This window comes from Butyrivibrio sp. VCD2006, assembly GCF_000423925.1.
Lineage (GTDB): Bacteria > Bacillota > Clostridia > Lachnospirales > Lachnospiraceae > Butyrivibrio.
Window position 1 is genome coordinate 112,443 of record NZ_AUIX01000007.1, and the last position, 26,667, is coordinate 139,109.

Sequence of the window (26,667 nt, forward strand, 5' to 3'; positions counted from 1 at the left end):
ATTCTTGTGTTACAGATAGTGACTATGTGCCTTTTTGGCATTCAAAAAGCAGGATATCATCAGGATGAGTATTACTCTTATTTTTCAACGAACAGAAGCCTTGGATTCTATTATCCTGACAGAGAGTGGGTGGATACCGACACTCTGAAAAATGAATTTGAAGTGTTGAAGGGTGAAGGCTTTAATTATGGGCTGGTTCATCTGGTACAGTCATGGGACGTTCATCCGCCGCTTTTCTATGATTTTTTGCATACGGTTTGTTCGCTGACCCCGGGAGTTTTCTCAAAGTGGCAGGGACTTTTTGTTAATCTGATAGCTTTTGTCATTAGCTATCTGCTTTTAAATGCACTTGCAAAGAGCGTTGGTATGAATAGAGGATTAAGACTGATTCTTATGTTTTCTTACGGCTTTAATCCTATGACTATCTCCTGTGTGATGTTTATCAGGATGTATATGTGGCTGACGGTTTTCGTGCTGTCACTGGCGCTGTGTCATATGAGACTTATCAGTCTTATAAAGAATTATTATGCAGGCTCAGAACTTACAGGATTTAAACTCGCAAAACCGTTTGATAAAAGATTTAAGAAAGGCTTTGCCAAATGTGTAATTAACATAGCAGCAGTGAGCTTTTTGGGATTTATGACCCAGTATTATTTCCTGATTTTCATGGTGATGATAGGATTATCATTTGTTATCTGGTTTTTATTCCTGATGCCAAAGAACAGAAAGAAGAGTAATGCTGCTTCTGTGGAGGGTGAAGATCAGAAACCCTTAACGATCGAGGGGATTTTAAATGATGAGCAGTTTGTTGCTCAGGCCGCATCAATGGCAGAGAGATTCATGTATATTGTTTTCTATGGAATCGGTTGTGCTGTTTCTCTTGGCTGCGCAGTTCTTGTTTATCCTGCTTCGCTTTCGCATATCTTCAGAGGCTACAGAGGGCAGGAGGCTCAGGCAGCATTTGCGGATGGATCAAATATTTTGGAGCGCCTTGGCTTTTTTTACGGACTGGTAAGAGACTATCTTTTTGCAGGATTTGACTGGCTTATAATAATTCTTGTGGTGATCGCACTTATAGGTCTGTTCTTTCTTATCAGAATCAAGGGAGAAAAGGATAAGCTCCACATTGCGCATATCAGAATTCTGGTGGCTACAGCTGCAGGATATTTCATTGTAGTTGCAAAAACAGCACTTCTTCTTGGTGAGACCTCTAACAGGTATGAGATGCCAATTTATCCTATAATGCTCCTGCTTGCTGTATATTTTGTAAGAATCGGCATGAGGGCTATTGTAGGCAACAGAAAGGCTTTCGGAATAGTGATTCCGTATTTTTTGACCTTTTTGGTATTTGCGCTGATAACTGCTAAGGGTCTTTTGGTAGATCACAATGTTCTATTTTTATATCCTGAGGACAGAGCGAGAATCAGCTATGCAAAAGAAGTTAAAGAACAAGGAATTCCTGTGGTAGTTATGTTCAATGAAAAGACCCCGGATAATATCTGGAGACTTACGGATGAGCTTCTGGAGTATGATAAGCTCTATTATGTTAGTGAGGATAATACTGCAGACATTGTTGATGCAGAGATTAAGAATGCTGATGAAATTATCGTGTATGCAGCAGATCACGAAAACAGGGATGAGCTGATGGGCAAGATAGAAGCTCTGAATCAAAATTATCAGGCATGTGACGTTCTATATACAAAGGAGATGTGGACTGTATATAAAATCAAATAACTGCCTGATCAGTGCTTTCTTGATCTTATGTAGAAGAATGTAATTACGTATACGATGACTGCGATTGTACCGCCTACAAATAGCGCGATATAGCTGTGCTCAGTAATAGCTTCTCCGCCATAAGCGTAGATGAAAATATGAGGAAATCTGGTAATGAAGGTGATTATTATCCACTTAAGAAGAGATTCCTCGGAGTAGTAGCCAAGCCATGCATAGGTGTCTTTGGGAAGGGGCAGCAGCATAAATATTATGTGGATGAGAGTGGGGTTACCCTGTTTTATCAGGAGCTCCACTTTTTCTAATTTCTCATCTCCAAACAAAGAGCACAGGAATGCTCTTCCAAATTTGCGGCCTATCAGAAAGGCGATGGTATTGCCGATCGTTGAAAAAAGGTCACAGATAAGGGCACCCTTAAAGCCGCCCATCACGTAGCCGGCCGCAAGATGAAAGGGCAGGCCGGGAATGCAGGTGGACATTGCCTGAATAACGATAAAGGAACCGAATACAAGATACGCAAAAATTCCCTTGCTGTCTATGTAGGATTGTAGAGCCTCAGGATCTCCAAGGAATGATATCATGGGTTTTCCGACAAAGAAGTAAAGAAGAGCAAGAAATAATGCTAATAGTATAACTAATAGGATTGTTCTGATTGTTTGTTTCTTCATTTAATGGAACCTCTTGCGATTTTTTTCATTGTATCACAGATTCCCCGAGCTTTTTTTGGTAAATTGGCGATTTTGTAGTATAATTTATTAGAATTATGCTTTGAAAAGAGGTAAAAAATGAAATTAGATGATAAAACCATACTTGTAACAGGAGGAACCGGTTCGTTCGGACATTGCTTTACAGAGTATCTTCTTGAGCATTATAACCCTAAGAAGATAATCGTGTACTCACGTGATGAGTTTAAGCAGTATACCATGGCAAATGAGAAGATCTACAGAGAGCATGCAGATCAGATGAGATTTTTCATTGGTGATGTTAGAGACGCTGCTCGTATGGAGAGAGCTATGGAAGGCGTTGACTATGTGATACACGCTGCTGCTCTTAAGCAGGTTCCCGCTTGTGAGTACAACCCCGATGAGGCTATTAAGACCAACGTCAACGGGGCGCAGAATGTCATTAACGCAGCTCTCAATACAGGTGTCAAAAGAGTAGTTGCCCTTAGTACCGATAAGGCAGTTAATCCTGTCAACCTCTATGGTGCTACCAAGATGGTTTCCGATAAACTTTTCATTGCTGCCAATGCATATGCCGGCAACAAGGATATAAATTTCTCAATCGTAAGATATGGTAATGTGGCAGGAAGCCGCGGATCAATTATTCCGCTCTTTAAGAGCCTTATTGAAAAGGGCGAGAAGGAACTTCCCGTTACCGATTACCGTATGACTAGATTCTGGATCAGTCTTCCGGAGGGTGTTGAGCTTGTTCTCAAGGCTCTCGAAGAGGCTAAGGGTGGTGAGACATTCATCAGCAAGATACCTTCTTTCAATGTTAAGGATCTTGCAGAAGCTATGTGTCCCGGAATTGCTACAAGAGAGATCGGAATCAGACCCGGTGAGAAGCTTGATGAATGCATGGTGACTGTAGAGGATGCTCCTTTTACATACGAGTTTGATAAGCATTTTATCGTATATCCTCAGGTTACATTTAATGATCGTCAGCAGCCTGATCCCAGAGGTAAGAGAGTTCCCGATGGATTCTCATATGACTCAGGTAATAACAAAGAGTGGATGAGTGTAGAGGATATCAGGGCAAGACTTCATGAGGCAGTAGATCACTAAGTGGCATGCCATTTACTTTTATGCAAAAGACGTCAGTATAGCTGACGGATGAGAAAAAATAAATAATTGAAATTTTGGAATCCCTGCAATTTGCGGGGGTTCGCCCGTTAGGGAGAAAATATTCCCTAAAATAGATGTTGATAAGTGTTACAGAAAGGATATGGAGATGGCAGACAAAGAATTGATTCCGGCAATTGAAGGTGGGACTCCTGTCAGAGAAGAAAAAATATATTATGGAAAGCAGTGGATAAATGAGGATGATGTTAATGAAGTAGCGACTACGCTTACTTCGGGCTTCATTACCTGCGGACCTAAGGTTGACGAGCTTGAGCGCAAATTGGAAGAGTATACAGGAGCATCCTATGCGGTCGTATGCAGCAATTGTACTGCGGCACTCCATCTTGCATGTCTGGCAGCAGGCATTGGACCCGGGGATGAAGTTATAACTACTCCGATTACATTCATGGCATCTGCCAATTGCGCATTATATTGTGGAGGAAAGCCGGTTTTTGCTGATGTGGACCCGGACACATATAATATTTGCCCGGATTCAATAAGAGAGAAAATAACAGACAAAACAAAGGCAGTAGTTGCCGTCGATTTTACCGGTCAGTGCTGCAATTTTGATGAGATCAGAAAAATATGTGATGAGCATAACCTTATCATGATCGAGGATGCTGCTCACTCAATAGGCAGCAGGTACAATGGAAAAGTGGTAAACGGACGTGTCGGAAGCTATGCTGATATGACTTGTTTTTCATTCCATCCTGTAAAGACAATTACCTGTGGCGAAGGCGGAGCGGTTCTTACCAACAATGAAGAATATGCCAAAAAGCTTCTGTTATACAGATCGCATGGTATGGAGCATGATCATTCACTTTTTATTGATGATATTGATGAAGAGCAGGAAGGCATCTGGTACTATGAGCAGCAGATGCTTGGATATAATTACAGAATGACAGATTTTCAGGCGGCATTGCTCTGCAGCCAGATGAACAGACTGGATAGCTTTATTGCCAGAAGAAAAGAAATTGTAGAGAAGTATAACGAGGCATTTGCGGATCTGGATGGAATAATAGTTCAGAAGGAATTACCTGAGTCCGATACCAGCAGACATTTATATATAATCAGACTTGATCTTGATAAGCTAAAGTGCACAAGAAAACAGTTTTTTGAAGCTATGTCCGCTGAAAATGTACAGTGTCAGGTGCATTATGTTCCTGTTTACTGGATGCCTGTTTATCACAAAATGGGACACCAGAAGGGCGAATGTCCGGTTGCTGAGAAGATTTATTCAGGCATAATGAGTATTCCGCTGTATCCCAGAATGACAGATGATGATGTGGAAAGTGTTATTAAGGCTGTGAAGAAATTGATCAGCTGGTATCATATCTGATTTTGAAGGAATGAAAGAGGGCTTTATGAGCGCAATAGCTATTATAACTGCCAGAGGCGGCAGCAAGCGTATTCCTCGCAAGAATATTAAGGAATTTTGCGGCAAACCTATTATTGATTACTCGATAGAGGCTGCACTTGAATCGGGGATTTTTGATGAGGTCATGGTATCTACTGATGATGAGGAGATTGCCGAGATATCAAGGGCAGCAGGTGCAAAGGTGCCGTTTTTCAGATCTGCAGAGACTTCAAATGACACTGCAACAACAGCAGATGTGCTATTAGAGGTACTTGATGAATATGAAAAGCGCGGTCAGAGCTTTGAGTATGGCTGCTGTATTTATCCTACTGCTCCTTTTGTTACTGCCAGGAAGCTTAAGGAAGCTATGGATGAGCTTGTGAAGTCAGGCGCCGAATCCATAGTTCCCATGCAGGAGTTTTCATATCCTCCGCAGAGAGGACTTTTTATAGATGACAAGGGACTTGTGAAAATGCTTCATCCTGAGTACGCTACCACAAGAAGTCAGGATTTACAGAAGCATTACCATGAGTGTGGACAGTTTTATATTTTCAGAAATGATGCCTTTAGAATCCAGAAGGATACTACTATGGAGAGGTCTATACCATATATTATCGACCCTGTAGAGTCACAGGATATAGATAATGAGAGTGACTGGCTACTGGCGGAGCTGAAGTACAGGTTCCTGACGGAGCAGGGAATTTTGAAGTGAATGAGTAACCCCTCATCCGGCACTTCGTGCCACCTTCCCCCCAAGGGGAAGGCAATATGAGGGGAGAAAAAAGCTATAAATATAGCCTCCCCCCAAGGGGAAGGCAATATGAGGGAAGAAAAAAGCTATAAATATAGCCTCCCCCCAAGGGGAAGGCAATATGGGGGAAGAAAAAAGCTATAAATATAGCCTTCCCCCCACGGGGAAGGCTATATGAGGGAAGAAAAAAGCTATAAATATAGCCTTCCCCCAAGGGGAAGGCAATATGAGGGAAGAAAAAAGCTATAAATATAGCCTTCCCCTTGGGGGGAAGGCTATATGAGGGAAGATAAAAGCTATAAGTATAGCCTTCCCCCTTTGGGGGAAGGTGGCGCGTAGCGCCGGATGAGGGCATATGAGATTACAGGAATGTTTAGATAACCACAGAGCATATATAATTGCTGAAATGAGCGCCAATCACGGTGGCTCTCTTGATAATGCGCTTAAGATAGTAGAGGCTGCTGCCAAGGCAGGAGCAGACTGTCTAAAGACCCAGACTTATACCGCAGATACGATTACCATCGACTGTGATGCGGAGGCCTTTAAGATTCATGGCGGTCTTTGGGACGGCTACAATCTTCATGATTTATACAAGGAGGCATATACTCCCTGGGAGTGGATGGAGCCTATCAAGAAAAAGTGTGAGGAGTGCGGAGTTGATTTTCTCTCAACACCCTTTGATACCACTTCGGTGGATTATCTTGAAAATATCGGCGAGGAGTTCTACAAGATTGCATCCTTTGAACTTGTGGATATACCGCTTATAAAGTATATAGCCAGAACAGGAAAACCTATTATAATGTCGACGGGCATGGGATCCGAGGAGGAAATCAGAGAGGCCGTGGAAGCCATAAGGTCAGAGGGTAATGACAACATTATTCTTCTTAAATGTTGCAGCGTTTATCCTACTGTATCAGCTGATCTTAACCTTAGAACCATACCGGATATGAGAGAAAAGTTTAAGGTGCCAATCGGACTTTCAGATCATTCAATGGGTGGAACAGCTGCTATTGCTGCTGCAGCACTTGGCGCAGTTGTAATAGAAAAGCACTTCTGTCTCGATAGGGATATTCCTTCAGCTGATTCAGCTTTTTCCATGGAGCCTGAAGAATTTGCTGATATGGTCAAGGGCGTTCATGATGCAGAGCTTGCCTTAGGACAGATTTTTTATGGGCCTACCGAAGCTGAAGCAGGAGAATATACCAACCGCAGATCTCTTTTCATAGTTGAGGATGTTGAAGCGGGAGAAGTGCTGACGGATAAAAATGTGCGCAGCATCAGGTCATATAACATTCAGGGAATGAAACCCAAGCATTATGAAGAAGTTATTGGAAAAAAAGCAAAGCAGAAGCTGACACGCGGAACACCGCTGGATTGGAGCTGCATTGAATAAGATCGCGATTCGAGTTGATGCAAATGAAATAGTGGCGACGGGGCACATCATGCGCTGCAGGACAATAGCCTGCAGCCTTTTGCAGATGGGATGCTCTGTCGTTTTTGTGTCTGCCGATTACAATATAGAACCTTATATCAAGGAAGAATTTAAATATCATGTTTTGGAATCTGACTGGAGAAACATGGAACAGGAGATAATCAGTCTTCTGGATTTTTTACATGATGAGGGTATAGACAGGATACTTGTTGATAGCTACCAGGCTACTCCGGAGTATATAAGGATGCTGGAGTCAAATGGTATACATACCATGTACATCGATGATATGCAAAAGGAACAGTATCCGGCATCGGTTATACTAAATTACAGTCCGGGGGCTATAAAGCTTGGATATGAGGAATTTTACAAGGACTATTCACCCAAATTTCTTCTTGGGACCAAGTATATTCCTATCCGTGAGCAATTTGTGAAGCAGAGCAGAAAGAGCGGAGGAACCGGAGAAGCCAGTTCTGAGGAGCTTTTCGGAACCGATGGAGAATTCATACAGAATATTGATATCGATATAGTAGCAAGTGAGAATGCTGAAGCCTTTGAAGGTGCTCACAGAACATATGGCTACAAAATAAATGAGATAAAAAACATCTTTCTTACCACCGGAGGCGCGGATACTATGGGGCTTTCGGAGATTATCACGACAGCAATCCTAAGGGATCCTGAGCTGAAATTCCGTGATAGTAAGGAGAAAAAGATACACCTTTTGGCCGGACGTTTTTACAGGATTACTGAGAAAATGCAGCAATATGTTGAGGATGGCTATGTTGTCCTTCACCAGAATGTATCGAATGTTGCTGAGATTATGAGTGGCTGCGATGTGGCCATAACGCCTGCAGGGACAACTCTTTACGAGCTGTGTGCGGTCGGAGTATTGTCGGTAAGTTTTGTTTTTGCTGAAAATCAGGAGCCGGATGCACTCTATTTTGCAGATGAGGGATATATACCTTACGCAGGAGATTTCAGAGATGATATCAATGAAGCATTGACGGCCATATTGGCGTACCTTGAGGAGGTTCTGTCCATGGATACATCCGAGCGTCTTGAGATATCAGGAAAGCTCAAAAAACTTATTGATGGGCAGGGCGCTGACAGAATAGCAGAAGTTCTGATGGAGATGTGATTAAATGAAAAAGATTTTTATATTAGGTGCCAGTGCATTACAGGTACCTGCAATAAAAAAAGCAAAAGAAAAGGGGCTTTACGTTTATGCTCTTGACTATGATCCCGAGGCTGTTGGTATAGCCGATGCAGATGAATTTTTATGTATCAGCACAATAGATAAGGAAGCAGTACTTGAGGCTGCTAAGAAATATGAGCCGGATTATATCATTACATCGACAAGTGATATGCCGGTAAGAACAGTTGCCTGGGTGAATGAGCAGCTTGGAAGAAAAAATGACATTTCATACGAAAATGCTATTTGTGCTACGGATAAAGCTGCAATGAGAAGACGCATGAAGGAGAAGGGAGTACCGATTCCCGAATTCTATGTGGCTTCAGATGAAATTGAATTTATGTATGCAATGCACCAGCTCGGAGACAGATTTGTGTGTAAGCCTGCTGACAATGCAGCGAGCCGTGGTGTAGTCCTTATAGATAAAAAGGAGCTTATCGAAAAAGCTGGTGGAGAAGAAGGTTTAGATGATGAGCTTCTAAAAATCTATACATATTCAAAAAAGTATTCAAGGAGCGGAGAGGTACTTCTTGAGGAGTTTATGGAAGGTCCGGAGGTGAGTGTTGAATCCTTTACGATAGAAGGTAAGACGCATATTATAACTATCACAGATAAGATGGTTACGGAGATTCCTTTCTTTGTTGAGACCGGACACACTGAACCTTCAAGACTACCGCAGGATGTGAGAGAGGATATAATGAGGGTGGCAGAGGCAGCTATAAATGCTGTTGGAATAGTAAACGGACCATCTCATACAGAGATCAAGGTTACAAAGAACGGAGCAAAGCTCGTGGAAATTGCAGCTCGTCTAGGGGGCGATTTTATCACATCAAAGCTGGTACCTTTATCAACAGGAGTTGATCTCATAGACTGTTGCCTTTCCTCTACGCTGGGTGAAGAGGTTAAATGGCAGACATCTAAGAATGCAGGATCAGCCATCAGATTTTTGTTTGCAAAAGGAGAGGCAGAGAGCGCAGGTGATTCAAAGGATATGATCATTTCTTCTGTGGAAGGCGCGGCTGATGCAGAAAGGATGCCCGGGGTCACTGAGGTTGTTATATATAAAAAGCCCGGGGATAAAGCCACTAATCTGACCAATAGCGGTGACAGATGGGGACATGTCATAGCTGAGGGAGAAAGTGCCGAGGATGCAGCAAAAAAAGCCGAGGATGCGGCATCAAGAATAAGATTTATATTGGAACAGTAACTTGTTTTGGAATACTAATATCGGTAAGAAAACAGGGGAGAGAATATGTACGAGATCGGAAGCGAATTTAATTTAGAAAGAGATGCGCAGCGAAGAAATCTTTTGGGAGATTTTACAGAAGCGGCAGAGGCAGCAGGCAGATATATCGAGTTTTTGAGATGCGGAAGAGATGCCATTGGTTTTGTTGCGGATGATATCATAGCGGGTTTTCAGGATGATGGCATAAGCAGGGGAGACGGAGGCTATAAGGCATTTTTGCCTGCACTTGCATGTGATTCCATGGTACTTCCCTTCGAGGTGCGCGGTTATGACATTGTTTATTACAAGGTTGGTGACGATCTTTCTATAGATGCAGAGAATCTTCTTGAAAAGCTTGATGCGGCATCAGGATCAGATGATTTCAGGCCTGTTGTTCTTATCATGAACTACTTTGGAATTACGGAAACATCAGTGATTGCAGATGTGATCAAGGATAAATATAAGGACTCAGTGATAATCGAAGATGTGACGCATCTTCTTATGGATGAGCAGGGCTGCTTTAACGGTAGCTCAGCTACCGACTATCATGTGGGAAGCATCAGAAAATGGCTGGGTGTTCCCGACGGAGCCTTTGCTGTAAGTAAAAAAGAATTCCTTATGGGGGCACTTACCGGAGAGACAGATTTTACAGCCTTAAGACGAGATGCTCTCTTAGAAAAGACAGAGTACTTAGATAATGGCGATGAAGAGCTGAAGACTCATTTTAGAAGCCTTCTGTCAGATGCAGAAGATTCCTTAAGTGATGGACTTGATCCATATCATATCTCCGATGTCAGTGCAGATATTCTTAGTGATATTGATGTTGCGAAGATAAGATATAGAAGGAGTGTCAACTATAGCATATTATATAAAAAGCTTTTAGATCTGCCGCTGTGCGGTAAAGCCTTCAGAGCTTTGCCGGAAATTGCTAAGACTGAAGATGGAGATCTTAAGCATGTACCTTTCATGCTTCCCATCGTGCTTGATGTTGATTTTATGCGCAGAAGTGCCATTACAGATGAAGGGAAGAGCATAACCCGTGACGGCTTTGAGAGAAAGCTTGCAGAGCGCGGAATATATGCGCCTGTTTTATGGCCTATTCTTGACGGGGCCCGCAGTGCCTGTGAGAAATCAGCATATTTTTCGGATAATATGCTGGCATTCTGGATCGATCAGCGCTATGACCGCTTTGATATGGAGCAGGTAGCCAGGGCGTTTAATGAGGAACTCAGTAAACTCTGATGGCTTTAAGACTGAAGATGATATAGTGTTAGATAAAACTTATTTAGATAGAGCTTACGGAAAGATTTACTATGCGACTTAGTGTAATAGTTCCCGTCTATAACATGGCGGGTGAGGATAAATTGAAGCACTGTCTTGATTCACTTGTGAATCAGACACTGCCGGATGGTGATATCGAGATAATTGCTGTAGATGATTGCTCAACAGATAGTTCATTTGAGCTTATGCAGGATTATGAAAAGAGATATCCTGGCAGATTTATTGCGATTCACAGTCCGGTTAACCATCATCAGGGCGGAGCCAAGAATATCGGCCTTGGTATCGCAGAAGGTGACTGGCTTGGATTTATTGATGCGGATGACTGGGTAGTCCCCGATTATTATGAGAGACTTCTTAGGAAGGCTTACGAGACAGGGGCAGATATGGTTGGCTGTGACTACAGCCTTGTTGAAAATTATACTTTTACTCCGGGACAGATTGTTCATAATAATAACTCGGAGCAGACCGGAATAATGGATGAGGAGAAGTACAAAAAGCTCCTTCTTGATACCGGAAGTCTTGTGGTCAAGATATACAAAAGAAATATAGTACTCGGGGATAAGGATACCCGGGCCAAAGCTTCGGAAAGCGGGCTTGGCAGTGATATCCGTATTAGGAAAGAAGAAGCTCTTACACGTAAGCTTGATATTTTCCCTGAGGATATTTTTTATGAGGACAATGCTGTCAGTAACACCTGGATGCTCAGAGTAAAGCATTTTGAGTATATTGAAGAGCCGCTGTATTTCTATTTTCAGCATGATGCATCAACTGTTCACACCGTTTCAAAGAAAAACCTTGAGGACAGAATGACTGCCGGAAGACAGATACTCTCTGAGGCTAAAGAGAATGGTTATCTTGAGAAATTCAAGGATGAGATAGAGTTTATGTATACGGTACTGTTTTACGTAAACACCCTGTTTTCAGCTATGCCAAAGGAGATGCATATAGAGGATTGCTATAATTTCACTAAGCAAATGGGCAGTGAGATGAAAAGAGCTTTTCCAAATTTCCAGGAGAATCCCTATTATAAAGAGAGAATCCATGCTGAGGAGAAGAAGCTTATAGGGATGCAGATGAAGTCGCACCTACTGTTTTATGTGTATTACAGGCTATTGTGGCTGTATAGAGGTTTTAGAAAGTAGAACCCTCATCTGTCAGCTTCGCTGACATCTTCCCCCAGAGGGGGAAGACAAAAAATAATATAAGCAAAGCCTTCCCTCAATGAGGAAAACAAAAAAATAGAGCCTTCCCTCAATGGGGAAAACAAAAAAATAGAGCCTTCCCTCAATGGGGAAAACAAAAAAATAGAGCCTTCCCTCAAAGGGGAAAACAAAAGAATAGAGCCTTCCCTCAATGGGGAAAACAAAAGAATAGAGCCTTCCCTCAATGGGGAAAACAAAAGAATAGAGCCTTCCCTCAATGGGGAAAACAAAAGAATAGAGCCTTCCCTCAATGGGGAAAACAAAAAAATAGAGCCTTCCCTCAATGGGGAAAACAAAAAATAGAGCCTTCCCTCAATGGGGAAAACAAAAAAATAGAGCCTTCCCCCATTGGGGGAAGGTGGCGCGAAGCGCCGGATGAGGGAAAAAAGGAGTTAACGTGCACGAGAGAATTTATGTGTGCCACACCTTCTATCATGTGTATGTGGCATGCCTTAAGGAATTTCATATATTGCATCAGTTCGCGGGAAAAGGAGGTGATACTTTTGGCGCGTCTAAGTCCGGCGGTGGAAGTGATATGGCAGGCCGGGCAACCCTGGTGCTTTCCAAGATGAGCAATAAGTTTGGAAGTATGGTGGACAGAGCAAGAGATTGCGGTCTATTTGAAGAAGTTATTGAGTACGATGAAAAGGTAGATACCTTTTTCCCTGAGCTAAAGCCACTTCGTACAAATACCGGAAGCCTTCCGAAGAACATGATAAACAGAATAAAATTCTGCAGGAGATTTGCACAGCTGCAGGAGCAATATGTTCCTGTTGATTTTAAGAAGTACAAGGATATATATGTTTTCTGTGATTCGGATCCTATAGGCTATTATCTGAATTATAAAAAGATTAGATACCATGCTCTTGAGGATGGACTTAATTGTATAAAATACGGTGATCAGGCCAGATATGATAACAATGGACATTTTAAGTTCAAGGCATGGCTTGCATCCACAGGACTTATTTTTATTCAGAATGGTTGGGGAAGATACTGCATAGATATGGAGGTCAATGACATATCTATACTTGATTATCCATGCCCAAAATATATTGAAGTGCCAAGAGATCCGCTTGTTAAGGAGCTTACACAGGCCGATAAGGATCTCATGCTTAAGCTCTTTGTTGAAAACATGGATGAGCTGAAGGATCAGCTTGAAAAGGGAAAGGACAAGCCTAGAGTACTGATCCTTTCAGAGCCTCTTTGCGATCTTGAAACCAGAGAGAGACTTTTCAGGGATCTTGTAAATGAGTACGGAAACCTTAAGGGTAAAGAAGCAATAGTAATGATTAAGCAGCATCCCAGGGATTATCTTGATTACAAAGCAAAATTCCCGGATGTAATCCTTCTTGCGGGAACATTTCCCATGGAAATGCTCAACTTTATCGATGGACTAAAATTTGATAGACTAGTATCTGTATACACAGTTGTAGACTCAATCAAGTTCGTCGATGAAAAACTTTTCCTCGGCGATGATTTCATGGACAAATATGAAGCTCCTGAAATCCATCGACTTAATGAGCAGATAATAGATAATTAAAAAACGCCCTCATCCGGCGTTACACGCCACCTTCCCCAGAGGGGAAGGTAATATAGGAGAAACATGAAAAAGATTTATCAAAAAATGATGGTGCTTTTGGATGCCCGTCAGAAGAAGCAGATGGTGCTTATTGTTTTATTGATGCTTTTGGGTGGCCTTCTTGAGACACTGGGAATAGCTTTGCTATTACCCGCTATGCAGACAGTTCTTAAACCGGATGACCTCCCAAGCAGCAAAAAGCTTTATGCAGTTTATAATTTCCTTGGATGTAACGACGTTAAGCAATTTGCATTAATAATATTTGCATCCATTATAGCGGTATTTATTATTAAGAATATTGTGCTGTTTATAATAAATGTAATACAGCTTAGATTTGTTTATACCAATCAGTTCGCTACTTCAAGGCGAATGATGATCAACTTCATGCAAAGACCTTATGAGTATTATCTCAATGCGGATACGTCAGTAATACAGAGAAATATTACTTCTGATGTTAATAATATGTACGGACTTATTTTAAGCTGCCTGCAGCTCATTTCGGAAATGATTGTATTTGCATGTCTTGTTATCATGCTGCTAATTCAGGATTTCAGGATGACGCTCTTTATTTCGGTTTTGCTTGTTACCGTTCTTTTGATAATAAAGTACATCATCAAGCCTATCATGGTTAAGGCAGGTCAGGATAATCAGGATTACTACAGCGGACTTTTCAAGTGGATTGAAGAGTCTGTTATGGGAATCAAGGAAATCAAGATTGCCAATAAGGAGAACTACTTCATTAACGGCTATGCGGATTGCGGTGCCGGATATGTAAATGCGGTCCAAAAGTACAATCTTTACAATTCAACTCCAAGACTTCTTATAGAGACTATAGGAGTAGCAGGAATGATCGGATATATGATGATCATGATTGCCAGTGGCAGAGATTTCAAGGCTATGGTTGGAATGATCACTGTTGTGGGCGCAGCTGCAGCAAGACTACTCCCAAGTGCCAACAGAATCAACAACTACCTCACATCAATAGCTTATTTTGAGCCATTTTTCATGAATGTAAGTGATAACCTCCAGCAGGAGATCAACGACGGTTCTGTATCATATAAGGCTGAGGATTACAGGGTGATGAAGGAAGTGGAGAAGCTCCCTGTTCACAAGACAATTGAGCTTAAAAACATCACTTACCACTATCCTAATTCTGAGGCTTATGTTCTTAAAAATGCCGACATGACTATTCCTGTAGGAAAGTCCATCGGTATTGTGGGAACCTCAGGTGCAGGTAAGACAACTATTGTCGATATCATGCTCGGACTTTTGAAAATTGAGACAGGACAGATTCTGGCTGACGGAGTTGAGATAAGAGAACACTATCCGGAGTGGCTTAAGAATATCGGCTATATTCCGCAGACAATTTTCATGCTGGATTCAACCATAAGGAAGAATGTTGCCTTTGGTGTTCCGGATGAGGATATAGATGATAACAAGGTCTGGGCTGCTCTTAAGGAGGCTCAGCTCGATGAATATGTAAGAAATCTTCCTGATGGACTTGATACCGCAATTGGGGAAAGAGGTATCAGACTTTCAGGAGGTCAGAGACAGCGTATAGGTATCGCTAGAGCTCTTTTTGAGGATCCGGAGGTACTGGTTCTCGATGAGGCTACAAGTGCTCTTGATAATGAGACTGAAGCTGCGATCATGGATTCCATCAACAGACTCCATGGCAGAAAGACGCTCGTAATAATCGCGCACAGACTTCAGACCATTGAAAAGTGCGACATGGTTTATAGGGTAGAAGGACAGAAGGTATCTCAGGAGAGATAAAAAACGGGGAAGCAGACTTGGGGGAACACGTATGCTTACATTACTTACCGTAAGGGAAAAAGTTTTTAGATTTAAAAAATATCAGAAACCACTGGAAAAGTGGATTTTTCCTGTGATTCTGTTTTTGTATCCGCTTATCGGGGTGGCGCAGGGGGTAGATATTACCGACACTACGTATAGTCTTGGAAATTATCAGTTTGCGGATGCGCTTGACCCGATGTGGATGATCGCGACATATATTCCTAATCTGATTGGACGGTTTTTTATGGTGCTTCCCGGTGGAAGTACCATGCTTGGTATGAATATTTATTGCTCATTTGTAATAAGTGCCACCGCACTTGCAGGATATTATATGCTACAGCGCTGGATGCCGGGATGGATGACTTTTATCGGAGAACTGATAGCAATAAATCTTTGCTGGTGCCCCAGGGCAATCCTTTACAATTACCTTACATACTTTTGCTTTACTACCGGAACGCTGCTGCTTTTGCATGCAATGACTGATTATGAGATAACAAGATGGAAATTTCTTCTTGCGGGATTTTTCCTGGGACTTTCAGTAATGGTCAGGTTCCCTAATGTAGTAGAAGCAGCAATGATAATTGTCCTTTGGTATTATGACGGACTACATAAAAGGGACATGAAGGAGATAATGCGGAAAACCGGTCTTTGCATCGGTGGGTATTTTATCGGCTTATTGATTCCTTTAATTATGATAAGCATAGAATATGGGATTACGGCCTACCCGGAAATGATCATGTCACTGTTTTCCATGTCAAAGGAAGCAACGGATTACTCTGCCGGAGGCATGATCGGAGCCATATTAACAGCGTGGGATACGAGCTTTATGCATATGATCATAATGATTCCCTGCATGATCGTGGGATCCATTATGATGTTCTTAAAGCCCGGCAAGTTCTACTGGATAAAAAGAATAATATACATAGGCGGAATACTGCTGCTGTTTTACTACTATTACGAAGAGAGCGTATTTACAAGAAGCTATCATTACTATGATTCTGTGTTTGAGCCTGCAATGATGTTTCTTATCTGCGGAATATGTTTCTTTATAATTGGTGTGACACCGTATATACATGGGCAGGCATCTGAGAGAAGTCTTTGTCTGGCGAGCCTTCTTATAATAATTATTACTCCTCTTGGAAGTAATAATTATACATATCCGCTTCTAAACAACCTGTTTATAGTTGCACCTTTTATAATGTGGATGTTCAGAAGAGTAAGACAGGCAGGTGGCTCTGAGGAGGTTCACTTCACCTGGAAAGCTATGTATATGGCGATTCTTGTTTTGATATTTTTCCAGAGTTCGATTTTTCATTGCAAATATAGCTTTGTAGACGGTACTGATGGAACTAAAAGATTGGCGCTTATCGGAACACAGGATGTTCCAAAGGCAGCAGGCATGTATACCACTAAGGAGAATGCTAGTAGTCTTTCGGAGCTTCATACCCTTATAAGACAAAGGGGTCTTGAGGACAAAAAGCTTTTACAGTTTGGAAAAGCACCGGGACTTTCATATCTTCTTGATATGGAGCCGGCAATTTTCACTACATGGCCTGATCTTGATTCCAATACAGTGACAAGATTTGAGGATGCTCTTTCAGAGTTTGAGGGGGCTGATAATGAGGAATTACCGGTGGTCATCATCAATCCTGATTTTGAAGGAGAGAGAAGTGCCAAGAAAAAATATGATATGTTATTGGACTTCCTTAAGACTTGGAAGTATAATAAAGTCTTTGAAAGTGACCGCTTTGAAGTTTATGCGGTCTGGTAAAGAATGTGGGAGATCTGTTCCGCGGTTTTAGAACACGGAGGAATTATGGAATTAAACGAAGTACAAAAAAAGGACATCTTTGACAAAATCATGTCATTGCCGGTTCTTAATATATTTGAACCTTTTTATAAGAAGTACAAGGAAGGACTTTTATATTTATTCTTTGGAGGACTGGCCTTCTTTTTGAGTATTTTTCTTTTTTGGTTTATGGATAGTGTGATGCATCTGAATGAGGTGGTAAACAACACTATTGACTGGGTTATATGTGTGGCATTTCAGTTTTTTACCAACAGGACCTGGGTGTTTGATGGTAAAGTTGATACAAAAAAAGATTTCTTAAAGCAGGCAGGATCTTTTACTGCAGGAAGATTATTTACACTTGTAGTCGAAGATTTGCTGATATTTATTTTTATAACTTTACTGGGATTTGCCAAGATGCCTGTAAAATTGGCTGCAACTTTTGTCGTGATAGTTCTTAACTATTTTATCAGTAAACTGATAGTATTTAGGAAAAAAGAGGATTGACCTATGCGTATCAATTTTAACGTGCCTCCCTACACCGGGAAGGAAATGGATTATATAAAGGTATGTGTGGAAAACCAGAAAATCTGCGGAGATGGTGAATTCACAAAGAAGGATAATGAGTGGTTCGAGAAGAAGACAGGTGTTAACAAGTGCCTTCTGACGACCTCCTGCACTCATGCCACTGAGATGTCTGCGATCCTGGCAGGCATAAAGGAAGGTGATGAGGTAATAATGCCTTCATATACCTTTGTTTCCACGGCTAATGCGTTTGTACTTCGTGGCGCCAAGGTGGTATTTGTTGATATCAGGCCTGATACCATGAATATCGATGAAAAGCTTATTGAGGATGCGATTACTCCAAAGACAAGAGCGATTGTTCCCGTGCATTATGCAGGTGTTGGATGCGAGATGGATACGATAATGGATATTGCAAAGCGTCACAACCTGTTTGTTATCGAGGATGCCGCGCAGGGAGTTATGTCCACTTATAAAGGCAAGGCACTTGGTGCTATTGGAGATTTTGGTAATTACAGTTTTCACGAGACTAAGAATTACAGTATGGGAGAGGGTGGAGCACTCCTTCTTAGGGATGAGACCTATGTAAATGATGCGATCATCGTAAGAGAAAAGGGCACTAACAGAACCCTGTATCAACTTGGTAAGGTGGATAAGTACACATGGCTTCAGCCGGGATCATCCTATCTTCCGAGCGATATGAATGCTGCTTATCTATATGCACAGCTTCAGATGGCGGATGAGATCAATGATGCCAGAATGGATCACTATAACAGATATACTGAGGCGTTTAGGGATATGGCAGAAGCAGGAATGATCGAGCTTCCCTATGTTCCGGAAGAATGTAAGCATAATGCGCACATGTTTTATATTAAGTGTAAGGACTTTGAGGAGAGAGAAGGTCTTATAAAGTATCTGAAAGCTAATGATATTCTTCCCGCATCCCATTATGTTCCGCTTCATTCGTCAACTGCAGGACTTAAGTACAGTAGGTTCCACGGCGAGGATAAGTATACGACTAAAGAGAGCCTTCGCCTGCTCAGACTTCCGATGTATTACAGTCTCACAAATGAAGATCTTGATGAAGTAGTGATGCGTGTTAAGGAGTATTATAAAGCTTTATAAACGTTCTGTAGAAAATGAGTGACATGGAAAATAAAAAGAGATTCCCATCATCCAATTCTATAATTTCAGGTCTCATAACTATTGCTTTTGCAGTGGTTATGGGACTTTTGTACTCTTATTGGTTTGACCTTAATGACGATGTACTGATGAAAGATATATTGTCAGGAGTTTTCACCGGTAAGCCCTGTGCGCATAATATTCAGATGCTCTATCCTATAAGTTTTCTGATAAGCCGGGTATATATGCTATTTAAGAATGCCGACTGCTATGGGATTTATCTGATTGTATGCCAGTATTTAAGCTTTTTTGTACTGTTGAGATCTTTTGCGGGAGTTCCTGCGGATGTTATTTTAAAGCGCATAGGTGAAGATGCATCCTGGTTAGCAAGGGTCTTAATCAAAATAATATGTAATCTCATAGTCCTTATTGTGTTTCTTACAGTGGTTGCGGGGCATTTTGTAATTATTCAGTATACTTTTACTGTTGCCATGATGTGCTCTGCTGCTGCAGTTTTATGTTTTGAGAAGAAGGATGTGGCAGCGACTGCTTTTATTGCGTTTGCATTTCTCACAAGGTCTGAGATGACGTTGCTGATGCTTCCATTCGTTATGCTTGCACTTTTTTACAGATTTGCTGATGGAGGCATTACTGATAAGAAAAATATCAGGCGGCATGCTATTCCTGTCCTGGCGGTTATAGCAGTTCTCGTTGTTTCGGAACTTCTTAATTTTGCAGGTTATTCATCAAAAGAGTGGAGAGAGTTTAATTCATTTTTTGACAGCAGAACTAAGGTTTACGACTTTTATCAGATACCGGATTATGAAGAGAACAGGGACTTCTATGATTCGATTGAGCTAAAAAAGAGTGAATATGAGCTTCTTAAGAATTATAACTTTGGAATAGATGACAATATTGATGCAGCTAAGATGGCTGATATTGCAGCGTATGGTAAAAAGCTAAGTGGCCAAAGATCTTTTGTTTCCAGGATGGCCGGTTGCCTGAGGCTCTATGTTTACAGATTTCTGAATATCGGAAAGCCTGTAAGTTTCGAGTATCCGCAGACAGATTCTCCATGGAATATAGTTGCGAACCTGATGTATCTTATTGCGCTTGTGATGCTTATTTTGCATGAGAGCAGAAGGAAAAAAGGGGTAATGGCAATCGCTGTTTCTGCGATCTGGAGGCTGGCTCTTCTTCTTGCAGGAAGGACTATGATATGGCTATACATAATGGCAGGAGAGCGTGATCCGATAAGAATAACGCATTCACTTTATCTGATAGAGATAACGCTTTTGGTAGTCCTTTCCGAGGAAATGCTAAGAAGAATTGTAGATGATTCTTTAGATGGCAAGTATGATGATACAAAGAGGATTGTCACAGAAGTCATTCATATTTTTGCGGGCTTTTGCCTTGCCGGATTCTTTTCCATAAGCTTCAGATATCTTTCCATGAATCTGAAAATAGCAGATACTGAGTGCAAAGGAAGAGCTGAATATAACAAGGCTTATGAGGAGCTTGAAACCTATTGCAAAGGGAATGGTGACAGATTTTATTTTGTGGATGTATACACTTCTGTAGCCTATGAGGATACAGGTTATACATACTCTCAGGAGATGTTTGGCAGTAATAATGATGCATCCAACATGACTCTTATGGGAGGATGGGCATCAAAGAGTCCTGCTGAAAAAGAGAAGCTTCACTACTTTGGACTTAATGAGACAATGGGAGAAGCTATCTTTGATGACAGGGCATATATAATCGCCGATAAGGACAGTGATCTTGAATGGATGATGGACTACTACAGTGATACGGGAAGAGACATAAGCATTGAGAAGACCGATGAGGTTGCAGGAGAGTTCTCTGTCTGGAAGGTAAGATAGAGTTGTTGTTAAGAGTTAAGCGACTTTTTGTTCTTATAAATTTATGAAAGTCAGGATGAAGATGAAATTGATTGAAGGGGATAAGGTATATTTAAGGAAGATAACCTATGAGGATACTCCGATGGTTGTGAGATGGAGGAATAATCCGAGGGTTAGAAATAATTTTATATATCGAGAGGTTTTCACTGAAGAGATACATAACAACTGGATGAAAACCAAGGTGGAGACAGGAGAAGTTGTTCAGCTTATAATCTGCCAAAAGGAGAATGATAGTATTCCGGGAAAAGCAGATGCTGATGAGTATCCTGTTGGAAGCGTATATTTAAGAGATATTGACATGGCTAATAAAACCGCAGAGTATGGCATTTTTATCGGTGAGGATGATGCTATCGGGAAGGGCTTTGGAAATGAAGCCGCTGATCTTATGTGCAGATATGCCAGGGAGGAGCTTGGGCTAAAGAAGCTTATTCTAAGAGTTTTTGTGGATAATACTGCTGCTCGTAAAAGCTATGAACATGCAGGTTTTATCAAAACGGAAGATATGCCCTCTGTTGAGTGCTCTGATGGAGCCCTGGGTGATATGATACTGATGGAAAAGACGTTGTGAAATGGTGTAGAATAACGATATGCGAAATAAATTAGTGAGTTTTGTGATTCCCTGCTATCGCTCGGAACGGACTATTGAAAATGTAATAAATGAAATTGAAGGCGCTATGGACATGCTTGTCCTTTACAGCTACGAGATCATTCTTGTGAATGATTGTTCTCCCGACAATACCTGGGGGAAAATCTGCGAGCTTGTGAAGGAGCATGACGAGATAAGAGGCTTTAGCCTTGCAAAGAACTTTGGACAGCATGCCGCTATTATGGCAGGTCTTAATGCTTCAAAGGGCGATATCGTAGTGTGCCTTGACGATGATGGGCAGACTCCTGCTGATGAGGTTGGAAAACTTTTGTACCAGATTGAAAAGGGTGCGGATGTTGCCTATGCCAGATATGCGCAGAAAAAGCACAATCTTTTCAGGAATTTCGGAACTGCCATGAACGAATGGATGGCTCATGTGATGCTTGGGAAGCCGAAGGAACTTCATGTGTCAAGCTACTTTGCGGTAAGAAGATTTGTTGTTGATGAGATGATAAAGTATAAGAGCTCCTATCCCTACGTGATAGGGCTTGTGCTCAGAACCACCAGAAATATCGTGAATGTCGATGTGACACACAGAGCGAGAGAGATTGGTGAGAGCGGATACACATTTGCCAAGCTCATGGGGCTTTGGATCAATGGGTTTACCGCATTCAGTATAAAGCCGCTGCGCATCGGAACTCTGATGGGCGGTATTTCTGCTGCAGCCGGTTTTGTATATGGAATTTATACGATTATTAAGAAAATTATGTATCCGGATCTTCCTACTGTCGGTTTTTCTGCGCTTATGTCCGCAATAGTATTTATGTGCGGAATGCTTATGGTGATGGTGGGACTTGCAGGAGAGTATATAGGGAGAATATATATTTCTCAGAATAATAATCCACAATATGTTATCAGGGATGAGGTTTCACATGAGAAATCAGAGGAGTAATAATAAGACCTGGCTGATGCCGGTCTTATTTGGCGTAAGTGCATCCCTTGCATGTGTATGGGGATATCAGCTTGAGACAACTGATCATATAGATGTCGGAAATGTATTTATGATTCTTTTGTTTCTTGGGCTCTCGGCTGTTATAGCTATACTTGTAAAATACAGCTGGAAGGTGTTGGAGGAAAAACAAAAGAAGGAAAAAAGCGGAGTTACGGTTATTACAACTGCAAGATCATTAAGGCTTTCCGCTGTAAAGAAGGGCTATACCCGGGATGAGTTTTTCAGGACGTGGATGGCAATAGCAGCTTGTAATTTTGTTGTACTTCTTGGAGTTTATCCGGGCTTTTTTGTGTACGATGCGCAAACAGAAGTCATAGAGGTGCTTAGCCGAAGCTTTAATACGCATCATCCGCTTTTACATGTGCTTCTGCTTGGCGGGAGTGTGGCATTTTTCCACAAGTTTACAGGAAGCTATAATTTGGGAATATTCTTTTATATTCTCTGCCAGATGCTTCTTATGACCTGGATATTTACTTATGTTATCAGCTACCTGAAAAAACACGGTGCTGGAAAAAAATTCAGAGTTATTACCGGTGCTTTTTTCGGGCTTTTTCCTACGATAGTTATGTATAATCTCTGTTCGTGTAAGGATGGCCTTTTCTCAGCATTCCTTGTACTTACGATTATTCTGATGCTTGAGTGGGAAGAACTGACAGGTCGAGGTGAGAAAAAGAAAAAAGCATTTCAGATAATAATATCAGCTGTACTGATGATGCTTTTTAGACATAATGGCTTTTATGCTTATCTTGTTTTTGCGGTGATAGTCATGGTGTCTGCCCGGATCATGAGAGAAAATGACAGGTTCCACAGAAATACGTTTCTTATTGCTCCGGTAATATTATATTTTTGTATAAATATGGTAATTGGGATGGCTCTTTCCGCAGAGACAGGGGAACACCAGGAAATGCTGACAGTACCGATCCAACAGATTGCCAGAGTTTACTATTATGAACCTGAGAGCTTTACGGAGGAAGAAAAGGAGATACTTCACAGGTACTTAAGCGAGGAGGGACTGTCTCACTATACACCGAGGATTTCCGATATCTTGAAAATATACTTCGATAACTCTGCATATGAGGAAGATAGGGCTTCTTTCTGGAAGATGTGGCTTAAGAAGGGTGCCGAGAATCCCATGAGCTACCTTAATGGGTGGTTTTTGACATCCTATGGATATTGGTATCCCGGAGCGGTTATAAACGTTTACCAGGGGAATACTGTATTTACATTTACATATACAGACAGTTCATATTTCGGATACGAAGTTGAGCTTCCGGGGGAGAGGCACAGCTTAATTCCGGCGATTGATGCGTTTTACAGAAAGTTGTCAATTGAGAAATTTCAGCAGAACATACCGATTATTTCACTTTTGTTTTCTCCGGCTGCATATTTCTGGGCTTTTTTGTATCTTATGATGACTGCAGCCAAGATAAGAAAAGAAGCCGGTATGTATCCATGGATACTTATGGGACTTGTATGGCTCACGGTTTTACTTGGACCTACATATCTGGTCAGGTACACAGTTTACCTGTGGTATGCTGTTCCTATCCTTATTTATACAGTTTTACTGCATAACAAAAATGCAGTGGAGGAGTTATGAGAAGAAAAGTTGTTTACAGATCCACGGCAATCAGAGCCGTAATATTAATATTTGCTCTTTTAGCCATTCTTTCAATCTTCCCGTTTAGAATATGGCAGACAACCGTAACTGAAAAGGGGGGTGGAGAGATTGTCCAGACCTCTGACAGAGTAAATGATTTTTACGATGTTGTTCAGAGATTTATTGCGCAGTATGACAGACTTGAGTCAATTGATATCTATGTGGACAGTGTTGAACTCGGCAATTACATGAGCATGGTTTTCTACAATGAGAATATGGAGGTAATGTATCAGCGATATGTTAATTTGCATGACGCTGAGTGCCCCGGATATCTCAATGTAAGAGTGGGGCTTGACCTCAATGTGGGCGAGACCTATACGATGGTCATTAGCGGAGCATTTTCAACGTATTATGTGGCCTTTGAGCATGCTGGCGAGGATACTTCGCCGTATTTTGTGTCCTTCGCATATCATGACACCGGTATGGAAGGCTTGCAGCTCGCTGCAAAATATAATTATGCAAAGCCTCTTTCCAAGAAAACATCGCTTCTTTATATTTTCGAAATTGCTTTGCTTGCTGTATTACTTATAGCTCTTGAAAGATTTCTTTTCAGAAATAAAGAGGATTCACTGATAACAGTGCATAAGGTTATCAGAATAGTTGGAAATCCGGTGGCTACTGTGGCAACCGTTGCGATGATGATACTGATTTATCCTGTAAAATACTTTGATTTAAGGCCAGTTGAAAACCTGTTTTTGGAAATAGGTGTGATCATTACTGCCGGATTTGTATTTTATGCGATAAACCATGAAAACGATGCGACTCTTGACGAAAAGCTCTGGCACAACGTAAAGAGCTTTGTGCAGATGGGCACAATTGCTGCTGCAATCTGGTTCTGCTGTGAGTACATGAATGCTCTCTATACCATTTATCAGACGCTTGCTGAGAGGAAGGAGATGATCTGTCTCCTTTTATTCCTATGTCTTGCAATTCCTGCTGAAAGGATTTTGAACAGAAGGAACTGCATTTACGCAGTGGTATCCATTTTTATAGGCTATGTATATAGACAGAGGCATCTCATGCCTGAGTCGGAAAAAGAGTTTGATCTTCACAATGCCATACTGACCTATGGAATAATTGTGGCAATACTTGCCGGATTTATCATTATGAATATGGCTATTGAGCTTTATCGTAGACTTCGCGATAAAAAAGAGAGTGGCTATATTGAGTTACCTGATATTAAAATAAGCTTTTTTGGTATTGTGCTGCTTGTTCTCTTTGTTGTGCTTACTGTTTTCAGAAATACCAGATGGTGGGGAGTTGCGCTTGCGGTCTTTGTTATAGGACTAATGCTCAGCTATTTCTTATATGGATTTAAGGCATATCCGGAACTCATTATCGGCGGACTGCTGCTTAACTTTGTGGTATCGATGATATACTGTTGGCTGTTTAGGAATTTTGCGGCTTTTAACACAGGAAGATACGCGTTTGTTTTCCATACGGTTACAATAACTGCGGAATATATGACTGTTATGGAGTGCGCTTCTGCGGTACTTCTTTTGTATAAGCTATATATGACACGGGAGATGACTTCTTTTATTTCACGAATTAAGTATCTGTGGAAAGAGTTTATCCTGTTTGGATTTGTAACCGCTTATATGCTTTTTACAATTTCAAGAACATCATACCTTGCGTGTATCGTTATGTTTTTCTGCATGTTTGTGCTTACATTGGGTGACTGTGAGAAAGGGAAGCTGCGCTATCTTGGAACACAGATAGGAACAATGGCACTTGCAGTAATTCTTTGCTTCCCATCAGCATTCATGTTGCAGAGAACGCTACCTGCAATAGTTGGGCATCCTAAGAAGTTTCTTGTGGAAACAGGGAATTTTGGCCTATATGGAGGTGGACAGCCTGACAGTCATCTTTATATGAATATTGAGAGATTCGTTGATCTTTTTGCTGAAAAGATATTGAATCTGGATATAATGGATTACAATTATCCTGAAGATAATCTCAACTATAACAGTGAGGGTAAATCTACTGTTGGTGCCAACGGAGTGCCTCTTACAGAGGATCAGTCAAGGAGAATGGTCTACACACTCCCTGAGCTTGTTGCTTCAAAACAGACTACTCCTGAGCTCAAAGAATACTTGATGAAGACCGGTGGCGAGGAGCTTTTGGCCAGAATGGAAGCTGAGAAAGCTGCCGCTGAGCTTAACGAAGCAGAGAGTAGTGAATCTCAGAGTGATTCAGACAGTAGCGATGAATCAGCGGAAAACAGCGGAGCATCTGGAGATGGAATTGAAGAGTTTTCAAATGGAAGAATCACTATTTTCAAAGCATATCTTCAGCAGATGACTCCTTTTGGACATGATGAGATGGGTGCTGTCCTTCCTTCGGGAGAGATTGCAGTACATGCTCATAATACATACCTTCAGGTTATGTATGACAATGGAATTATTGCGGGATTAGTATTTTTACTGATGTTTGCCTGCGCATTTTTTAGCGGCGCATTTTATTACAGGAAGTATAAGGATGATGTTCCGGGTGCTCTCCTTTCATTTGGAATGACTGTGGGTGTTGGTGTGGCAGCTCTTTCCGAGTGGGTGTTCCAGTTTAGTAATCCTATGGCGATAGCACTTGTGTTATCACTCATGCCAATAGCATTTACCGACAGGAAAACCAATATGGTATGCCGTAAAAACGATTTATGATATTATAAAATG

Annotated in this window: 20 protein-coding genes; 19 read left to right on the plus strand and 1 reads right to left on the minus strand. The window is 41.4% G+C overall.

What is annotated here, in order from left to right:
* The first annotated feature begins 6 nt into the window (after positions 1–6).
* The gene (locus G586_RS0104460; protein ID WP_155834020.1) at positions 7–1,734 is read left to right on the plus strand and encodes a hypothetical protein; all 1,728 of its coding nucleotides are present in this window, start codon (positions 7–9) and stop codon (positions 1,732–1,734) included.
* 8 nt (positions 1,735–1,742) lie between these two features.
* Here G586_RS0104460 and G586_RS0104465 read toward each other — a convergent pair whose 3' ends face one another.
* A complete protein-coding gene (locus G586_RS0104465) occupies positions 1,743–2,399 on the minus strand; it encodes a TVP38/TMEM64 family protein (RefSeq protein WP_026526754.1) in 657 nt (218 codons plus the stop codon).
* Positions 2,400–2,516: 117 nt separating this feature from the next.
* Between G586_RS0104465 and pseB the strand changes: the two genes are divergently transcribed.
* From pseB to G586_RS0104555, 18 genes are all read left to right on the plus strand, one after another.
* On the plus strand, positions 2,517–3,518 hold the full coding sequence (pseB, locus tag G586_RS0104470; RefSeq protein ID WP_026526755.1) for a UDP-N-acetylglucosamine 4,6-dehydratase (inverting): 1,002 nt from the start codon (positions 2,517–2,519) through the stop codon (positions 3,516–3,518).
* Positions 3,519–3,684: 166 nt separating this feature from the next.
* Positions 3,685–4,914, plus strand: a complete 1,230-nt coding sequence (pseC, locus tag G586_RS0104475; protein ID WP_026526756.1) for a UDP-4-amino-4,6-dideoxy-N-acetyl-beta-L-altrosamine transaminase — start codon at positions 3,685–3,687, stop codon at positions 4,912–4,914.
* Between the two features lie 25 nt (positions 4,915–4,939).
* Positions 4,940–5,644 carry a pseudaminic acid cytidylyltransferase gene (pseF, locus tag G586_RS0104480; protein WP_035772492.1) on the plus strand — a complete coding sequence of 235 codons (705 nt, stop codon included), beginning with the start codon at positions 4,940–4,942 and terminating at the stop codon, positions 5,642–5,644.
* A 394-nt stretch (positions 5,645–6,038) separates the two neighbouring features.
* Entirely contained in the window at positions 6,039–7,076 is a 1,038-nt protein-coding gene (pseI, locus tag G586_RS0104485) for a pseudaminic acid synthase (protein WP_026526758.1), read from the plus strand.
* On the plus strand, positions 7,069–8,250 hold the full coding sequence (locus tag G586_RS0104490) for a PseG/SpsG family protein (RefSeq protein ID WP_026526759.1): 1,182 nt from the start codon (positions 7,069–7,071) through the stop codon (positions 8,248–8,250). Before pseI ends, G586_RS0104490 begins: the two co-directional genes overlap by 8 nt.
* A gap of 4 nt (positions 8,251–8,254) precedes the next feature.
* Complete coding sequence (locus G586_RS0104495; protein WP_026526760.1) at positions 8,255–9,511, plus strand: ATP-grasp domain-containing protein; 1,257 nt, start codon at positions 8,255–8,257, stop codon at positions 9,509–9,511.
* A gap of 45 nt (positions 9,512–9,556) precedes the next feature.
* Positions 9,557–10,771 (plus strand): hypothetical protein, encoded by a 1,215-nt coding sequence (locus tag G586_RS0104500; protein ID WP_026526761.1) that lies wholly within the window; start codon positions 9,557–9,559, stop codon positions 10,769–10,771.
* A 71-nt stretch (positions 10,772–10,842) separates the two neighbouring features.
* The gene (locus G586_RS0104505) at positions 10,843–11,952 is read left to right on the plus strand and encodes a glycosyltransferase (protein WP_026526762.1); all 1,110 of its coding nucleotides are present in this window, start codon (positions 10,843–10,845) and stop codon (positions 11,950–11,952) included.
* Between the two features lie 457 nt (positions 11,953–12,409).
* Positions 12,410–13,552: a glycosyltransferase family 52 gene (locus tag G586_RS0104510; protein WP_026526763.1), complete on the plus strand. Its 1,143-nt coding sequence runs from the start codon at positions 12,410–12,412 to the stop codon at positions 13,550–13,552.
* A 63-nt stretch (positions 13,553–13,615) separates the two neighbouring features.
* The gene (locus G586_RS0104515) at positions 13,616–15,367 is read left to right on the plus strand and encodes an ABC transporter ATP-binding protein (RefSeq protein ID WP_026526764.1); all 1,752 of its coding nucleotides are present in this window, start codon (positions 13,616–13,618) and stop codon (positions 15,365–15,367) included.
* Between the two features lie 31 nt (positions 15,368–15,398).
* Positions 15,399–17,159, plus strand: coding sequence for a hypothetical protein (locus tag G586_RS0104520; protein WP_026526765.1), 1,761 nt, complete (start codon positions 15,399–15,401; stop codon positions 17,157–17,159).
* 45 nt (positions 17,160–17,204) lie between these two features.
* The gene (locus G586_RS0104525; protein WP_035772495.1) at positions 17,205–17,684 is read left to right on the plus strand and encodes a GtrA family protein; all 480 of its coding nucleotides are present in this window, start codon (positions 17,205–17,207) and stop codon (positions 17,682–17,684) included.
* Between the two features lie 3 nt (positions 17,685–17,687).
* Positions 17,688–18,824 carry a dTDP-4-amino-4,6-dideoxygalactose transaminase gene (gene rffA, locus G586_RS0104530; protein ID WP_026526767.1) on the plus strand — a complete coding sequence of 379 codons (1,137 nt, stop codon included), beginning with the start codon at positions 17,688–17,690 and terminating at the stop codon, positions 18,822–18,824.
* 23 nt (positions 18,825–18,847) lie between these two features.
* A complete protein-coding gene (locus G586_RS0104535) occupies positions 18,848–20,704 on the plus strand; it encodes a hypothetical protein (RefSeq protein WP_155834021.1) in 1,857 nt (618 codons plus the stop codon).
* Between the two features lie 61 nt (positions 20,705–20,765).
* On the plus strand, positions 20,766–21,311 hold the full coding sequence (locus tag G586_RS21750; RefSeq protein WP_196811543.1) for a GNAT family N-acetyltransferase: 546 nt from the start codon (positions 20,766–20,768) through the stop codon (positions 21,309–21,311).
* 19 nt (positions 21,312–21,330) lie between these two features.
* Complete coding sequence (locus G586_RS0104545) at positions 21,331–22,281, plus strand: glycosyltransferase family 2 protein (RefSeq protein WP_026526769.1); 951 nt, start codon at positions 21,331–21,333, stop codon at positions 22,279–22,281.
* Positions 22,262–23,938: a DUF6020 family protein gene (locus tag G586_RS0104550; RefSeq protein ID WP_026526770.1), complete on the plus strand. Its 1,677-nt coding sequence runs from the start codon at positions 22,262–22,264 to the stop codon at positions 23,936–23,938. The genes G586_RS0104545 and G586_RS0104550 overlap by 20 nt, the downstream gene beginning before the upstream one ends.
* The gene (locus G586_RS0104555) at positions 23,935–26,655 is read left to right on the plus strand and encodes an O-antigen ligase family protein (RefSeq protein ID WP_026526771.1); all 2,721 of its coding nucleotides are present in this window, start codon (positions 23,935–23,937) and stop codon (positions 26,653–26,655) included. The genes G586_RS0104550 and G586_RS0104555 overlap by 4 nt, the downstream gene beginning before the upstream one ends.
* Positions 26,656–26,667: the final 12 nt, after the last annotated feature.

What these genes read in the sequence shown, in the direction of transcription:
- G586_RS0104465 (WP_026526754.1), bottom strand. Translation starts at nt 2,399, where the DNA reads ATGAAGAAACAAACAATCAGAACAATCCTATTAGTTATACTATTAGCA.
- G586_RS0104495 (WP_026526760.1), top strand. Translation starts at nt 8,255, where the DNA reads ATGAAAAAGATTTTTATATTAGGTGCCAGTGCATTACAGGTACCTGCA.
- G586_RS0104515 (WP_026526764.1), top strand. Translation starts at nt 13,616, where the DNA reads ATGAAAAAGATTTATCAAAAAATGATGGTGCTTTTGGATGCCCGTCAG.
- G586_RS0104520 (WP_026526765.1), top strand. Translation starts at nt 15,399, where the DNA reads ATGCTTACATTACTTACCGTAAGGGAAAAAGTTTTTAGATTTAAAAAA.
- G586_RS0104555 (WP_026526771.1), top strand. Translation starts at nt 23,935, where the DNA reads ATGAGAAGAAAAGTTGTTTACAGATCCACGGCAATCAGAGCCGTAATA.
- G586_RS0104545 (WP_026526769.1), top strand. Translation starts at nt 21,331, where the DNA reads ATGCGAAATAAATTAGTGAGTTTTGTGATTCCCTGCTATCGCTCGGAA.
- G586_RS0104525 (WP_035772495.1), top strand. Translation starts at nt 17,205, where the DNA reads ATGGAATTAAACGAAGTACAAAAAAAGGACATCTTTGACAAAATCATG.
- G586_RS0104550 (WP_026526770.1), top strand. Translation starts at nt 22,262, where the DNA reads ATGAGAAATCAGAGGAGTAATAATAAGACCTGGCTGATGCCGGTCTTA.
- G586_RS0104500 (WP_026526761.1), top strand. Translation starts at nt 9,557, where the DNA reads ATGTACGAGATCGGAAGCGAATTTAATTTAGAAAGAGATGCGCAGCGA.
- G586_RS0104535 (WP_155834021.1), top strand. Translation starts at nt 18,848, where the DNA reads ATGGAAAATAAAAAGAGATTCCCATCATCCAATTCTATAATTTCAGGT.
- pseI (WP_026526758.1), top strand. Translation starts at nt 6,039, where the DNA reads ATGAGATTACAGGAATGTTTAGATAACCACAGAGCATATATAATTGCT.
- pseC (WP_026526756.1), top strand. Translation starts at nt 3,685, where the DNA reads ATGGCAGACAAAGAATTGATTCCGGCAATTGAAGGTGGGACTCCTGTC.
- pseF (WP_035772492.1), top strand. Translation starts at nt 4,940, where the DNA reads ATGAGCGCAATAGCTATTATAACTGCCAGAGGCGGCAGCAAGCGTATT.
- G586_RS21750 (WP_196811543.1), top strand. Translation starts at nt 20,766, where the DNA reads ATGAAATTGATTGAAGGGGATAAGGTATATTTAAGGAAGATAACCTAT.
- rffA (WP_026526767.1), top strand. Translation starts at nt 17,688, where the DNA reads ATGCGTATCAATTTTAACGTGCCTCCCTACACCGGGAAGGAAATGGAT.
- pseB (WP_026526755.1), top strand. Translation starts at nt 2,517, where the DNA reads ATGAAATTAGATGATAAAACCATACTTGTAACAGGAGGAACCGGTTCG.
- G586_RS0104505 (WP_026526762.1), top strand. Translation starts at nt 10,843, where the DNA reads ATGCGACTTAGTGTAATAGTTCCCGTCTATAACATGGCGGGTGAGGAT.